The organism is Halomonas flagellata, assembly GCF_022487945.1.
In the GTDB taxonomy this organism is placed as follows: domain Bacteria; phylum Pseudomonadota; class Gammaproteobacteria; order Pseudomonadales; family Halomonadaceae; genus Halomonas; species Halomonas flagellata.
Map to the genome: position 1 here is coordinate 219,332 of NZ_JAKVPY010000005.1, position 12,589 is coordinate 231,920.

Here is a 12,589-nt window from a genome sequence, read left to right on the forward strand (position 1 = left end):
GCTGCACCACGTGTTCCTGATCCGCCACCGGGAGGCGTCATGATAGGCGATAGAGGGCCGGGCTCTTGCGTCGAGGTCACGCCTGTGGGGCCTGACCCTGACGAATCCCCAGGAGTCTTGCTGAAAAATCAGCATGTTGAGGGTGCTCTATCGGTGGACTGCCAGCGCTGGGAGGCTCTATGGGGTCAGACCCCGGCGGTGTCGAATCCGCTCGCTACGTGCACAATGACAAGCTTGGCAACTCGGCTGGGGTCTGACCCCATAGGGGCGGGCCTCGGCGCCTTTACTCGGCGAACATGCCGCCATCATCGAGAAATTCGTGGGGAGGCCGCAGGGTCAGACCCCACAGGCTCCACCAACGCCGGTAATCCGTCACCGAGGCCGACCCAAGCGACTCTGAACCGCCAGCGGGAGGCCGTATGATCCGCCTGCGGCTCTATACCACCCTGGGTTGCCATCTCTGCGGGCAGCTCGAGGCGCTGCTGGCCACCCTGGCCGCCGAGGCGTACCACCTGGAGGAGGTCGAGATCAGCGAGGACGATGCCCTGGTCGAGCGCTTCGGGATGCGGATTCCGGTACTGGCGGACGAGGCCGGTGAGGAGCTCGACCGCGGCTTCGAGGCGCCACGGCTGGCCGATTGGCTGAGGGAGCGGGGCTGGCTGGACGAGGGCGCCTGGCAGGCCCTGCAGCGACAGCTCGGCGGGGCGGCAGAGCCTGGCTCGGTGAAGGGCGCGACCCGGCGCGGAGGCCGGCGCTACCTGGGGTGACCCGGCACGGCTGCGCCGGGAGCTGTAAGCCTAAGCTTGAAGTCCCCGGCTTCGCCGGGAGCTTGAAGCTGGAAGAGCGCCGCTTCGCGGCTGGAAGAGCCGGGCTTCGCCCGGAGCTCGAAGCCATAAGCTCGAAGCTGTAAGAAAAAACCCTGACAAAAGGATTGGTGGCAACATGCTGCCTTTCCAGCTTCCGGCTTATAGCGTATCCAGCAGCGACAGCTGGCTGATGGCGTCGCGTCCCTCGGCGGATTCGGCCTCTACTTCCAGTACCTTGCGAAAGCCCCGCGAGGCCTGGATGGTGGCCTCGTCGCCGAGCCACATCATCGCCTGGGCGTGATCGTCGGCCAGGCGATGCTTCAGTCCGCCGAACTGGGTGCCGATCTGCCCCCAGGCGCGGCTGAAGATCCAGTCGCCGAACATGTCCTGGTGGACATGTACCAGCACATAGTCATGGTCGGTTTCCCAGCGGACGATCACGGCGACTCCCGAAGTGCTAGGCGCTGCCGGGTGGCGGCGCTCATGTGTCATATGGCTGTTAGGCAGGTATTGTAAGGCCTTGTGCCGCCCGAACAAGTCGTGCCATCCAGGGAGTCAGGAGACATGCCATGAGAATCCTCGTCGATGCCAATGTGCCTGCCGCAGACGCCTGTTTCGGCGGGCTCGGCGAGGTGGTCCGGCTGCCGGGCCGCGAGATCGATGCCGGGGCCGTGCGCGATGTCGATGCCCTGGTGGTGCGTTCCATCACTCGGGTCGACGCAGCCATGGTCGAGGCGGCCTTGCAGGCCGGTTCACGACTGCGTTTCGTCGGCACCTGCACCATCGGGACCGACCATGTCGACCAGGCCGCCCTGTCACGCCACGGCATCGCCTTCGCCAGTGCTCCCGGCTGCAATGCCGAGGCGGTGGTCGACTATGTTCTCGGCAGCCTGCTGACCCTGGCCGAGCGGCAGGGCTGGCGGCTGGCCGACCGCCGTGTCGGTGTCGTCGGGGCAGGCAGCGTCGGCGGCCGGCTGCTCCGACGGCTCGAGGCCCTGGGCATCGACTGCCTGGCCTGTGACCCCCCCCGGGCGGAGCGGGAGGGCGCTCAGGGCTTCGTCGGCCTGGCGTCGCTGATCGATGCGTGCGACGTGGTCTGCCTGCACACTCCGCTGGTCGCCGAGGGCCCCCATGCCACCCATCACCTGCTCGATGCCGAACGGATCGCCGAACTGGCGCCGGGGACGGTGGTGCTCAATGCCGGCCGCGGCGCCTGCATCGACGGCCAGGCGCTGCGTCAGCGGCTGGCGGGGCAGGGCGATATCACCGCTGTGCTCGACGTCTGGGAGCATGAGCCCGGCATCGACGCCGCCCTGCACGATCTGGCGGCGATCGCCACGCCGCACATCGCCGGCTACAGCCTCGACGGCAAGCTGCGCGGCACCCACCAGGTCTATCGGGAGCTGGTCCGGCATCTCGGCCTGCCGGCGCGGGTGACGCTCGCCGACCTGCTGCCGCCACCGCCGGTGTCGCACCTGGTGCTGCATGGCGGGCACGAGGCCGAGGAGGCGCTGCGGCTGTGTGCCCGTGCGGTCCACGATGTGCGTCGCGACCACGACAGCCTGCTGCGCGAGTCGCGCCGGCGGGGCATGGCCAGGGGCTTCGATGCCTGCCGGGCGAGTTACCCGCTGCGACGCGAGTTCTCTACCCTGGAGGTGACTCTGAACGAGAAGGCTCACGAAATGGCACCGCTTCTCGAGGCCGCCGGCTTTCGGGTGACGATGGTTTGAGCCACGAGCCACGAGCCACGAGCCACGAGCCACGAGCCACGAGCCACGAGCCACGAGCCACGAGCCACGAGCCACGAGCCACGAGCCACGAGCCACGAGCCACGAGCAAGACTACTGCCCGCAGCCCGCAGCCCGCAGCCCGCAGCCCGCAGCCCGCAGCCCGCAGCCCGCAGCCCGCAGCCCGCAGCCCGGCGTTTACTGGCGGTATGCCGCTTCCTTGAGGGCGCGAATGCGGTCATCCAGCGGGGGGTGGCTGGCGAACAGCCGCTCCATGATCTTGCGGGTCTGGCCGGTGGTGATGGCGAAGGCCGTGAGGGTGTCCGGCATCTGGTCGGGCATCTCGGTCTCGGCCTTGAGGCGCGCCAGGGCGTTGATCATGGCGCCCGAGCCGGCGAGCTTCGCGCCGGCGGCGTCGGCGCGGTATTCGCGGAAGCGCGAGAACCAGGCGACGATGGCCGAGGCGATGATGCCAAAGACAATCTCGGCGACGATCACCACGGCAAAGTAGCCCATGAAGCCGAGCCCGGCGCCGTCGCTGCGGCTGCGCAGGAACTGGTCGACCAGGTGGGCGACGACCCGCGCGAAGAACATCACGAAGGTGTTCACCACCCCCTGGATCAGCGCCAGGGTGACCATGTCACCGTTGGCCACGTGGCCGATCTCGTGGGCCAGCACCGCGCGCACCTCTTCCGGGCGCATGCGGTTGAGCAGGCCGGCCGAGACCGCCACCAGGGCGTCGTCCTTGTTCCAGCCGGTGGCGAAGGCATTGGACTGCTGGGCGGGGAAGATGCCCACCTCGGGGGTCTTGATGCCGGCGTCGCGGGCGAGCTCCGCCACGGTGTCGAGCAGCCACTTCTCGGTGGCATTGGAGGGCGTCTCGATCACCACGGTGCCGGTGCCGCGCTTGGCCATCCACTTGGAGATGAACAGCGAGATCATGGAGCCGGCCATGCCGAAGACGAAGCAGAAGATCAGCAGGGCGTTGAAGTTCAGGCCCTGGCCGCGCAGGTAGCCCTCGACCCCCAGCAGGCGCAGGGTGATGCTGGCGACGATGATTACCGCCAGGTTGGTGCCCAGGAAGAGCAGGATTCGCATCATGTTGCCGGTTCTCCAGTCATCATCGTAAGGGGGCGACGCCCAGGTCGCGGCGTCCAGAAGCTGTTGCTTAGATACGGTCTCGCCCGCCGGGTTTCAAGCGCGGCGCTCGCGGTCGCCGGGCGCGCTCACTGCCGGTAGCGCGACAGGAAGCGGGCGAAGCGGTCCAGGGCATCCTCGAGCTGGTCGGCCCAGGGCAGGGTGACGATGCGCACATGGTCGGGGTCCGGCCAGTTGAAGGCGGTGCCCTGGACCAGCAGGATCTTCTCCTGCAGCAGCAGGTCGAGCACCAGCTGCTGGTCGTCGCGGATGTTGAACACCTTGGGGTCGAGGCGAGGGAAGGCGTAGAGCGCGCCCTTCGCCTTGACGCAGGAGACCCCGGGGATGGCGTTGAGCTTGTCGTAGGTGATGTCGCGCTGGGCCAGCAGGCGCCCCCCGGGCAGGATCAGGTCGTTGACCGACTGGTAGCCGCCGAGGGCCGTCTGGATGGCATGCTGGGCCGGCACGTTGGCGCACAGGCGCATCGAGGCGAGCATGGTCAGCCCCTGGATGAAATCGTCTGCATGCTGCTTGGCGAGGTTGCCCGAGAGGATCATCCAGCCGGAGCGGAAGCCGGCGCAGCGGTAGCTCTTGGAGAGCCCGTTCATGGTCACCACCAGCTGGTCCTCGGAGGCCAGCGCGCCGGTGGAGACGTGTTCGGCGTCGTCGTAGAGGATCTTGTCGTAGATCTCGTCGGAGAACACCACCAGGTCGTGCTCGCGGGCGATGTCGAGCAGACCACGCACCACCTCCGGCGGGTAGACGGCGCCGGTGGGGTTGTTGGGGTTGATGATCACGATGGCCCGGGTATGGCCGGTCACCTTGGCGCGGATGTCGGCGAGGTCGGGGGCCCAGTCGGCCTGTTCGTCGCACAGGTAGTGTACCGGGTGGCCGCCCGAGAGGTTGGCCGCGGCGGTCCACAGCGGGTAGTCGGGAGCCGGGATCAGCACCTCGTCGCCATCGTTGATCAGCGCCTGCATGGCCATCACGATCAGCTCGGAAACCCCGTTGCCGATGTAGATGTCCTCGATGCCGACCCCGGGTATGTTCTTGCGCTGGCACTCCTGCATGATCGCCTTGCGCGCCGAGTAGAGCCCCTTGGAATCGCAGTAACCCTGGGCGGTGGGCAGGTTGCGCATCACATCCTGGAGGATCTCCTCCGGCGCCTCGAAGCCGAACGGGGCAGGGTTGCCGATGTTCAGCTTGAGGATGCGCTGACCTTCCTCTTCCAGGCGCTTGGCGTGGTCGAGCACCGGGCCGCGGATGTCGTAGCAGACGTTGTGGAGCTTGTGCGATTTCCGGATCGGGGTGGTGTCCATGTCTTCCAGTGTCCAGTGGTCATGCAGGCAAGGGCGAGCCTGTGATTATGCGGGGTCGCCGGGCCGGGGGCCATCCTCCTCGGCGCCGGTCGGCTCGCTTTCCGGTTCGGCGGGGATGTCTGCCGGGCTCTCGAGGGTCAGGCGGCCGAGCTTGCCGTCGCGCAGTTCATGCAGCAGCACCTCGGCGCCGCGGTGCAGGTCGACCTCGCCGCCGGGGCGCAGGCCGCCGCGCTTGCCGGCGATCTCGGTGAGGATCGCGTGGCCGTCGAAGCCGGCCAGGGCCAGCAGGTCGACACGCGCCGGGCCGTCGGCCTCGACCCGTTCGGCCTCGGGGTTGGCCGCATAGGCGGGCAGCGCCCCCAGCTTGTAGCGCGCCTGGAGCGCCTCGGGATAGCGCCGCGCCAGCTCGGCGGCGGTGACCACGGCCACATCCACATAGTCGATGGCAGTGTCGCGGATGGCACCGCTGGCCGCCAGGCGATAGGCGCTGGCCTGGTCCTCGATCTTGGGCCACAGCACCCCCGGGGTGTCGATCAGCGCCACCCGGCCGGCGATGCGCACCTTCTGCTGGCGCTTGGTCACCGCCGGCTCGTTGCCGGTCTTGGCGATGGTGCGCCCGGCCAGGCCGTTGATCAGGGTCGACTTGCCGACGTTGGGGATGCCCATGACCATCACCCGCACATCGCGATCGGCGCGCACCTGCCCCGCCAGTTCGTGGCACAGCCGGGGGATGCGCTTGAGCTCGCGGGCGTTGGTGGTGGTCACGGGCAGGGCCCGGGTATCGGCCTGGGCATCGAAGTGGGCGGTCCACTCGCGGGTGCGCTCGGGGTCGGCCAGGTCGGCGCGGGAGAGCACCTTCAGCACCGGCTTGTGGCGGGTCAGCTCGGCGAGCATGGGGTTGGCGCTGGAGTAGGGAAGCCGGGCGTCGAGGACCTCGATCACCACGTCGATCTCCGGCAGCGCCTCGGTGATCTGCCGGCGCGCCTTGTTCATGTGTCCCGGGTACCAGCCGAGCATGGGAGCCACTCCTGCGAGCCTGAAAATGAAAAGGGCGACCATCATACCAGACGGTCGCCCGTTTCAGGTCAGGCCAGTCGCCTACTCGCCGGCATGGAACTGGATCGCCACCGAGTTGATGCAGTAGCGCCGCCCGGTGGTCTCGGCCGGGCCGTCGGGGAAGACATGCCCCAGGTGGGCGTTGCAACGGGCGCAGATCACCTCGGTGCGCTGCATGCCCTGGGAGGTGTCCGGCTGCTCCTCTACGCAGCCCGAGACCAGGGGGCGGTCGAAACTGGGCCAACCGCAGCCGGCATCGAACTTGTGCTCGTTCTCGAACAGCGGGGCGTGACAGCAGACGCAGTGGTAGATGCCGTGCTCGTCGGTGACCCGGTAGTCACCGCTGAAGGGGCGCTCGGTGCCTTTCTCGCGGGTCACGTGGTACTGCTCGGGGGTCAGCTGCGCACGCCACTCGGCGTCACTCTTCTCGATCTTCCTTCGCATGGCGTCTCTCCTGGTCTGGCCTGGTCAGAAGCGGCATCGGCCACCGGGCCGATGCCTTCATTGTGGCATCATCTACCCACCGCCATGGGAGGGGATTTCCGTCTTCGGTCACGCCCGTTCAACGTCAGCCGGCACCGCGCTTGACAGCTTTCAGGGTGCTCAGTAACATACGCGCCACCTCGACGAGCCGAGACATGTGTCCCATTCGTCTAGTGGTCCAGGACACCGCCCTTTCACGGCGGGAACAGGGGTTCGAACCCCCTATGGGACGCCACTCGACTCTTCAAGGTGCCGGAGCGCGGGAATAGCTCAGTGGTAGAGCATCGCCTTGCCAAGGCGAGGGTCGCGAGTTCGAATCTCGTTTCCCGCTCCAATGCGTCCCATTCGTCTAGTGGTCCAGGACACCGCCCTTTCACGGCGGGAACAGGGGTTCGAACCCCCTATGGGACGCCACTTCCGGTGATTGCCCAGGCGATCGAAGGTTGCGAGACAAGCGGGAATAGCTCAGTGGTAGAGCATCGCCTTGCCAAGGCGAGGGTCGCGAGTTCGAATCTCGTTTCCCGCTCCAAACAGTACCAATACGTCCCATTCGTCTAGTGGCCCAGGACACCGCCCTTTCACGGCGGGAACAGGGGTTCGAACCCCCTATGGGACGCCACTTCGCGCGCATTGCGGTACCCGACAAGCGGGAATAGCTCAGTGGTAGAGCATCGCCTTGCCAAGGCGAGGGTCGCGAGTTCGAATCTCGTTTCCCGCTCCAGTCGTGCCTCCCCCCGGTGTCTGCCTTCCTCTCAGTACGCCCAGACGATCGCCATCAGCAGCCCCCAGGCGAGACCGCCGGCCGCCATGATGGTATAGGTCGCCGCCATCGCCGTCACGTCGTCATCCCGACGCTGACACAGCCCCTGTAGTCCGTGGTAGATCAGGCTGCACGAGATGCACAGTGCCATCAGTACGGCCAGTGCATTGAGCAGCAGGCTGGGAACCGCCAGCACCACGGAAGACGACCAGAGCGGCAGCGGCGCCAGGGCGGCCAGCAGGTAGGCGTCGTGGTAGCTGATCGACATCTCGTGGCTGTGGACGACCGAATGGATGAGCCAGCCCATGACGAAGAAGGTCAGCAGCTCCGCCAGGAAGAGGATGGTGGTGATGTGGCGCCAGGGGCGGTCGGCGAAACCGGGGACGAAGTCGTCACCATAGTGGGTGCCGGCATAGTAGAGCATGACCGGCGGCAGCAGCGACAACGGCACCACGATCAGCCACGCCAGGGCGGGAATCGACACCTGCCGTTGCTGGAGCTCCTTCCAGCCCGCGGTGCGGGAGAAGGGCAGGTAGAGAATGGTGGAGACATTCATGGGCACCTCCGGTGACTCGCATCGATTTATATCATGTTATGATATTTACTAGTTGCCATTCTCCGGCGTGTCAAGGAGGCTTCCATGCCCAGCCAGGGTGATTCGCGGCCCGACGCTCTGACCAAGCAGGATTTCGAGCGACTTTCCCACTTCCGCTATCGGCTGCGGTGTTTCCAGCGCCATAGCGAGGACATCTGTCGCGATCATGGCCTCACCTCGCTGCAGTATCAGCTGTTGCTGCACCTCAAGGGCTTCGAGGGGCGCGAGTGGGCCACCGTGGGCGAGCTGGCCGAGCGACTGCAGGCCAAGCACCACGGCACCGTGGCGCTGGTCGGACGCTGCGAGGAGGCGGGGCTTGTCGAGCGCCGCCCGGGCCGGGCGGACCGGCGCCGAATGGAGGTCCACCTGCTCGAGAAGGGAAGCGCCCTGGTAGCGCGGATCGCCGCGCAGCACCAGCCCGAGTTGCGCCACCTGCAGCAGGAGTTCCATCTGCCGGGATGGGGGGCCGAACCTTGAAGTTTCTGCCGGTACCCCAATGTCCTGAGCCTCTTTCGATGATATTGCTCAACCGACGGGATCGCGCATGGCCGAACCGGCACTGTCCATCCGTGGCCTGACCAAGGTCTACGGCAATGGCTTCCAGGCCCTCAAGGGCATCGACCTCGACGTCGCCGAGGGCGACTTCTTCGCCTTGCTGGGCCCCAACGGCGCCGGCAAGTCCACCACCCTGGGGGTGGTCTGCTCGCTGGTGCAGAAGACCGACGGCCGGGTCACGATCTTCGGCATCGACATCGACCGCGACTTCGCCCGCGCCAAGTACCACCTGGGCGTGGTCCCCCAGGAGTTCAACTTCAACCAGTTCGAGAAGGTCCTCGACATCGTGCTGGCCCAGGCCGGCTACTACGGCATGCCGCGCCGCGAGGCCCTGCCGCGGGCCGAGCAGCTGCTGAGGGACCTGGGGTTGTGGGACAAGCGCAACGGCAGCGCGCGCATGCTCTCCGGCGGCATGAAGCGCCGGCTGATGATCGCCCGGGCCCTGATGCACCGGCCCAGGCTGCTGATCCTCGACGAGCCCACCGCCGGGGTGGACATCGAGCTGAGGCGCAGCATGTGGGAGTACATGCGCCGCATCAACCGCGAGGAGGGCACCACCATCATCCTGACCACCCACTATCTCGAGGAGGCCGAGAGCCTCTGTCGCAACGTGGCGATCATCAACCACGGCGAGATCATCCGTAACACCAGCGTGCGCGAGCTGCTCGCCGAGCTCGACACCGAGACCTTCCTGCTCGACCTGGCCCGCCCGGTGAAGCAGCTGCCGGTGATCGAGGGCTTCGAGGTTCGCCAGGTGGACGGTGCCCAGCTGGCGGTGGTGGTGCACCGCGGGCAGCGCATGAACGACATCTTCACCGCCCTGGGTGAGCAGGGCATCGAGGTGGTCTCCATGCGCAACCGTGCCAACCGCCTCGAGGAGATGTTCGTCTCCATGGTGGAGCAGGGCAACAGCGACAAGGCCGCTGCCGACGAGGCGGAGGCGCGCGCATGACCCCGACCCAGACCGCCATCGCCCTCTGGACCCTGGTGCACAAGGAGATCAAGCGCTTCACGCGGATCTGGCCGCAGACCCTGCTGCCGCCCTCGATCACCATGACCATGTACTTCATTATCTTCGGCAGCCTGATCGGCTCGCGCATCGGCGCGATGGACGGTTTCAACTACATGGACTTCATCGTCCCCGGGCTGATCATGATGGCGGTGATCACCAACAGCTACTCCAACGTGGCATCAAGCTTCTTCTCCAACAAGTTCCAGCGCTCCATCGAGGAGATGATGGTCTCGCCGATGCCCAACTGGGTGATCCTGTGCGGCTTCGTGCTGGGAGGCATGGCCCGTGGCCTGGGGGTGGGGCTGATCGTCACCATCGTCTCGCTGTTCTTCACCCGCCTCAGCGTGGCGCACCCGCTGCTGACCCTCGGGGTGGTGGTGCTGACCGCCGCGCTGTTCTCGATCGGCGGCTTCATCAACGCGCTGCTGGGCAAGAAGTTCGACGACATCTCCATCGTGCCGACCTTCATCCTCACGCCGCTCACCTATCTCGGCGGGGTCTTCTACTCGATCTCGCTGCTGCCGAACTTCTGGCAGGGCGTGTCGATGCTCAATCCCATCCTCTACATGGTCAACGTCTTCCGCTATGGTTTCCTCGGGGTCTCCGACATCCCGGTGGGCTGGGCGCTGGCCGCCATCGTCGCCTTCATCGTGGTGCTCTTCACCATCGCCTTGTGGATGCTCGAACATGGCAAGGGCATCAGGAGTTAAGCGTATGGATCGTCCCGACACTCTCGAGCATGCCCCCCTGGGGCGCGAATCCGTCTACCCGGAGCACTACGACGCCGGGCTGCTCTATCCCATCGCCCGCGCCGCCAACCGCGCGCCGCTGGGTATCGACGAGGGCGCGCTGCCCTTCGTCGGCGAGGACGAGTGGCACGCCTTCGAGGTCTCCTGGCTCAACGCCCGCGGCAAGCCGATGGTCGCCGTGGCGCGCTTCCGCCTGCCGGTGGACTCCCCCAACCTGATCGAATCGAAGTCCTGGAAGCTCTATCTCAATGGCTTCAACCAGACCCGCTTCGACAGCCGTGCGGGGGTGATCGACACCCTGGTAGCGGACCTTTCCGCCGCCGCGGGTGCCCCGGTCTCCGTCGAGCTGTTCGATGTCGACGATGCGGTGCTCGCGCCCCAGCGGCTTCCCGGAGAGAGCCTGGACGACCTGGATATCGAGGTCAGCTACTATACGCCCAGCGCCGATCATCTCAGGGTGGGGGAGAAGATCGTCGAGGAGACGCTGCACTCGCACCTGCTCAAGTCCAACTGCCCGGTCACCGGCCAGCCCGACTGGGGCAGCGTGCTGATCCGCTACCGCGGGCCGAAGCTCGATCGCGAGGGGCTGCTGCGCTACCTGATCGGCTACCGGCAGCACCAGGACTTCCACGAGCACTGCGTCGAGCACATCTTCACCGATCTGATGACCCGGGCCCGGCCCGAGCGGCTGCTGGTGCTGGCGCGCTATGTGCGCCGCGGCGGGCTCGATATCAGCCCCTGGCGCGGCACCCCCGGCGAGCGTCCGCCCGAGCCGCTGCGGCTGGCGCGCCAGTAGCCGCTTGGGTAGAGTGCCGACTGAACCTGTAAAGGAGAGCGACATGGACGCGATGACGCTGCTGCACGAACGCAGCTCCATGGGCAAGTTGACAGGGCCGCCGCCGAGCCCCGAGCAGCTCGAGGCGCTCTACCGGGCGGCGCTGCGGGCCCCGGACCACAAGGAGCTGCGCCCCTGGCGCTTCATCGAGTTCTCCGGCGAGGGGCTGGCGCGACTGGGCGAACTGTTCGCCGAGGCCGAGTTCCGCGAGGACCCGCACAGCGAGGACGCCACCCTGGACGCCGCCCGCAAGAAGCCGCTGCGCGCGCCCATGATCATCGCCGTGATCGCCAGGGTCACCCCCGATGTTCCCAAGGTGCCGAAGATCGAGCAGGTGATCTCCGCGGGCTGCGCGGCGCACGGCATCATGCTCGCCGCCCACGCCCTGGGGCTCGGCGCCATGTGGCGCAGCGGCAAGTACGCCTTCGATCCCACCGTACGCAAGGGGCTCGGCCTGGGTGACGACGACGAGATCGTCGCCTTCCTCTACCTGGGCCAGCTCGCCGGCCGCCACAAGCCGCTGGCCGAGCATCGGATCGATGACTTCGTCGAGCACTGGAGCTAGCCGGGAGAGATGAACATGCGCGAGATCGGCATTGCCCACCCGCGCCTGCCGCTGCCGTCCCCCGGCCGGGAGGACGACCCGGCACGCTTCCTGGCCTGGCTCGCCGAGGCGATCCCCATGGTCGAGCACCTGGGCATCCGCTCCATGCGGCGGGACGACGAGCAACTGATCTGGGAGCTCGATCTCACGCCCAGCCTCAACGACAAGGGCACCGGCTTCGGCGGGGCCCTGGCCGCCCAGACCACGCTCCTGGGTTGGTGCTGGACCACCCTCTGGCTGCGCCGGCACAGCCTGGCCCGTGACGTGGTGGTAGCCGAGTCCCGCCAACGCTTCCTGGCGCCGGTCACCGGCGACTACCGGCTGGTGTGCCTGCCCGAGAGTGACGATGGCCCCGCCAGGCTCGCCGAGCAGATCGCCGGCCGCGGCAGGGGACGCATCGCCCTGGTGCAGCAGCTCTGGTGCGGCGATACCCTGTGCCTCGAGGCCCGCGGCGATTATGCGGTGCTGCCCGCCGGCTGAACCGGCGTGATGCGGAAAAAGCGGCTTGCAATCGCGCACTTAAGCCGTTAGCATACGCGCCGTCCTTGAGAGAAAAGGGCGCCGTTCTGGAGGAGAAAGCCCGCCGCGCCGACACGGTCCGGAAATGCTTTCGACTCGAGAATCACAATGCGGAGGGGTGTCCGAGTGGTCGAAGGAGCACGCCTGGAAAGTGTGTAAGTCGAAAGGCTTCGAGGGTTCGAATCCCTCCCCCTCCGCCACGAGATTATGAAGGCGAATCAACAACTACGTTGATTCGCCTTCTTCGTTTTGGGCGTGTGGGAACCCGCCTCTTTCATCAGGCCCTTTGCTGAGCGGCACTTCCGGCATCTCAGCAACGCTCAGCCAGTTCCTCCACCATCTCGCTACCGAGCAGCGAGATTCTGATAGTGCGAGGCTTTTGAATCCCTGACTTGTCATTCCCATAGGCTATGAATCGCTGTCGATGGCCCG

The 12,589-nt window shown here is 66.8% G+C and carries 14 protein-coding genes and 7 tRNA genes; 15 read left to right on the forward strand and 6 right to left on the reverse strand.

Annotation, left to right across the window (positions count from 1 at the left end; all coding sequences use genetic code 11):
• The first annotated feature begins 419 nt into the window (after window positions 1–419).
• A complete protein-coding gene (locus MKP05_RS06010; RefSeq protein WP_240567448.1) occupies window positions 420–767 on the forward strand; it encodes a glutaredoxin family protein in 348 nt (115 codons plus the stop codon).
• A gap of 198 nt (window positions 768–965) precedes the next feature.
• On the opposite strand, the gene MKP05_RS06015 is transcribed toward MKP05_RS06010, so the two are convergent.
• Window positions 966–1,247 (reverse strand): hypothetical protein, encoded by a 282-nt coding sequence (locus MKP05_RS06015; protein WP_110283660.1) that lies wholly within the window; start codon window positions 1,245–1,247, stop codon window positions 966–968.
• A 128-nt stretch (window positions 1,248–1,375) separates the two neighbouring features.
• On the opposite strand from MKP05_RS06015, the gene pdxB reads away from it, so the two are divergent.
• The gene (gene pdxB, locus MKP05_RS06020) at window positions 1,376–2,536 is read left to right on the forward strand and encodes a 4-phosphoerythronate dehydrogenase PdxB (RefSeq protein ID WP_240567449.1); all 1,161 of its coding nucleotides are present in this window, start codon (window positions 1,376–1,378) and stop codon (window positions 2,534–2,536) included.
• Window positions 2,537–2,731: 195 nt separating this feature from the next.
• Here pdxB and htpX read toward each other — a convergent pair whose 3' ends face one another.
• The 4 genes from htpX to msrB form a co-directional block, all read right to left on the reverse strand.
• Entirely contained in the window at window positions 2,732–3,634 is a 903-nt protein-coding gene (htpX, locus tag MKP05_RS06025) for a protease HtpX (protein ID WP_240567450.1), read from the reverse strand.
• Window positions 3,635–3,759: 125 nt separating this feature from the next.
• Entirely contained in the window at window positions 3,760–4,989 is a 1,230-nt protein-coding gene (locus MKP05_RS06030) for a pyridoxal phosphate-dependent aminotransferase (RefSeq protein WP_240567451.1), read from the reverse strand.
• A 45-nt stretch (window positions 4,990–5,034) separates the two neighbouring features.
• Window positions 5,035–6,006 carry a ribosome biogenesis GTPase YlqF gene (gene ylqF / locus MKP05_RS06035; RefSeq protein ID WP_240567452.1) on the reverse strand — a complete coding sequence of 324 codons (972 nt, stop codon included), beginning with the start codon at window positions 6,004–6,006 and terminating at the stop codon, window positions 5,035–5,037.
• 81 nt (window positions 6,007–6,087) lie between these two features.
• Window positions 6,088–6,489 (reverse strand): peptide-methionine (R)-S-oxide reductase MsrB, encoded by a 402-nt coding sequence (gene msrB, locus MKP05_RS06040; protein WP_110283665.1) that lies wholly within the window; start codon window positions 6,487–6,489, stop codon window positions 6,088–6,090.
• A 198-nt stretch (window positions 6,490–6,687) separates the two neighbouring features.
• Here msrB and MKP05_RS06045 point away from each other — a divergent pair.
• The 6 genes from MKP05_RS06045 to MKP05_RS06070 all read left to right on the forward strand — a co-directional run bounded on the left by MKP05_RS06045 (window position 6,688) and on the right by MKP05_RS06070 (window position 7,249).
• Window positions 6,688–6,763: transfer RNA gene (locus MKP05_RS06045), tRNA-Glu, on the forward strand.
• A 24-nt stretch (window positions 6,764–6,787) separates the two neighbouring features.
• Window positions 6,788–6,862 (forward strand) — tRNA-Gly (locus MKP05_RS06050).
• 4 nt (window positions 6,863–6,866) lie between these two features.
• Window positions 6,867–6,942: transfer RNA gene (locus tag MKP05_RS06055), tRNA-Glu, on the forward strand.
• Between the two features lie 40 nt (window positions 6,943–6,982).
• Window positions 6,983–7,057: transfer RNA gene (locus tag MKP05_RS06060), tRNA-Gly, on the forward strand.
• Window positions 7,058–7,071: 14 nt separating this feature from the next.
• Window positions 7,072–7,147, forward strand: a tRNA-Glu gene (locus tag MKP05_RS06065).
• A gap of 27 nt (window positions 7,148–7,174) precedes the next feature.
• A tRNA-Gly gene (locus MKP05_RS06070) sits at window positions 7,175–7,249 on the forward strand.
• A gap of 31 nt (window positions 7,250–7,280) precedes the next feature.
• Here MKP05_RS06070 and MKP05_RS06075 read toward each other — a convergent pair.
• A complete protein-coding gene (locus MKP05_RS06075) occupies window positions 7,281–7,844 on the reverse strand; it encodes a YIP1 family protein (RefSeq protein WP_240567453.1) in 564 nt (187 codons plus the stop codon).
• A gap of 84 nt (window positions 7,845–7,928) precedes the next feature.
• On the opposite strand from MKP05_RS06075, the gene MKP05_RS06080 reads away from it, so the two are divergent.
• The 7 genes from MKP05_RS06080 (at window position 7,929) to MKP05_RS06110 (ending at window position 12,357) form a co-directional block, all read left to right on the forward strand.
• Window positions 7,929–8,360, forward strand: a complete 432-nt coding sequence (locus MKP05_RS06080; protein WP_240567454.1) for a MarR family winged helix-turn-helix transcriptional regulator — start codon at window positions 7,929–7,931, stop codon at window positions 8,358–8,360.
• Between the two features lie 67 nt (window positions 8,361–8,427).
• The gene (locus MKP05_RS06085) at window positions 8,428–9,390 is read left to right on the forward strand and encodes an ABC transporter ATP-binding protein (RefSeq protein ID WP_110283668.1); all 963 of its coding nucleotides are present in this window, start codon (window positions 8,428–8,430) and stop codon (window positions 9,388–9,390) included.
• Window positions 9,387–10,160: an ABC transporter permease gene (locus tag MKP05_RS06090; RefSeq protein WP_110283669.1), complete on the forward strand. Its 774-nt coding sequence runs from the start codon at window positions 9,387–9,389 to the stop codon at window positions 10,158–10,160. Before MKP05_RS06085 ends, MKP05_RS06090 begins: the two co-directional genes overlap by 4 nt.
• 4 nt (window positions 10,161–10,164) lie before the next feature.
• The gene (gene queF / locus MKP05_RS06095; RefSeq protein ID WP_240567455.1) at window positions 10,165–10,995 is read left to right on the forward strand and encodes an NADPH-dependent 7-cyano-7-deazaguanine reductase QueF; all 831 of its coding nucleotides are present in this window, start codon (window positions 10,165–10,167) and stop codon (window positions 10,993–10,995) included.
• A gap of 43 nt (window positions 10,996–11,038) precedes the next feature.
• Window positions 11,039–11,599 carry a nitroreductase family protein gene (locus MKP05_RS06100; RefSeq protein ID WP_240567456.1) on the forward strand — a complete coding sequence of 187 codons (561 nt, stop codon included), beginning with the start codon at window positions 11,039–11,041 and terminating at the stop codon, window positions 11,597–11,599.
• Between the two features lie 15 nt (window positions 11,600–11,614).
• The gene (locus MKP05_RS06105) at window positions 11,615–12,118 is read left to right on the forward strand and encodes a YiiD C-terminal domain-containing protein (protein ID WP_240567457.1); all 504 of its coding nucleotides are present in this window, start codon (window positions 11,615–11,617) and stop codon (window positions 12,116–12,118) included.
• A gap of 151 nt (window positions 12,119–12,269) precedes the next feature.
• Window positions 12,270–12,357, forward strand: a tRNA-Ser gene (locus tag MKP05_RS06110).
• Window positions 12,358–12,589 lie beyond the last annotated feature (232 nt).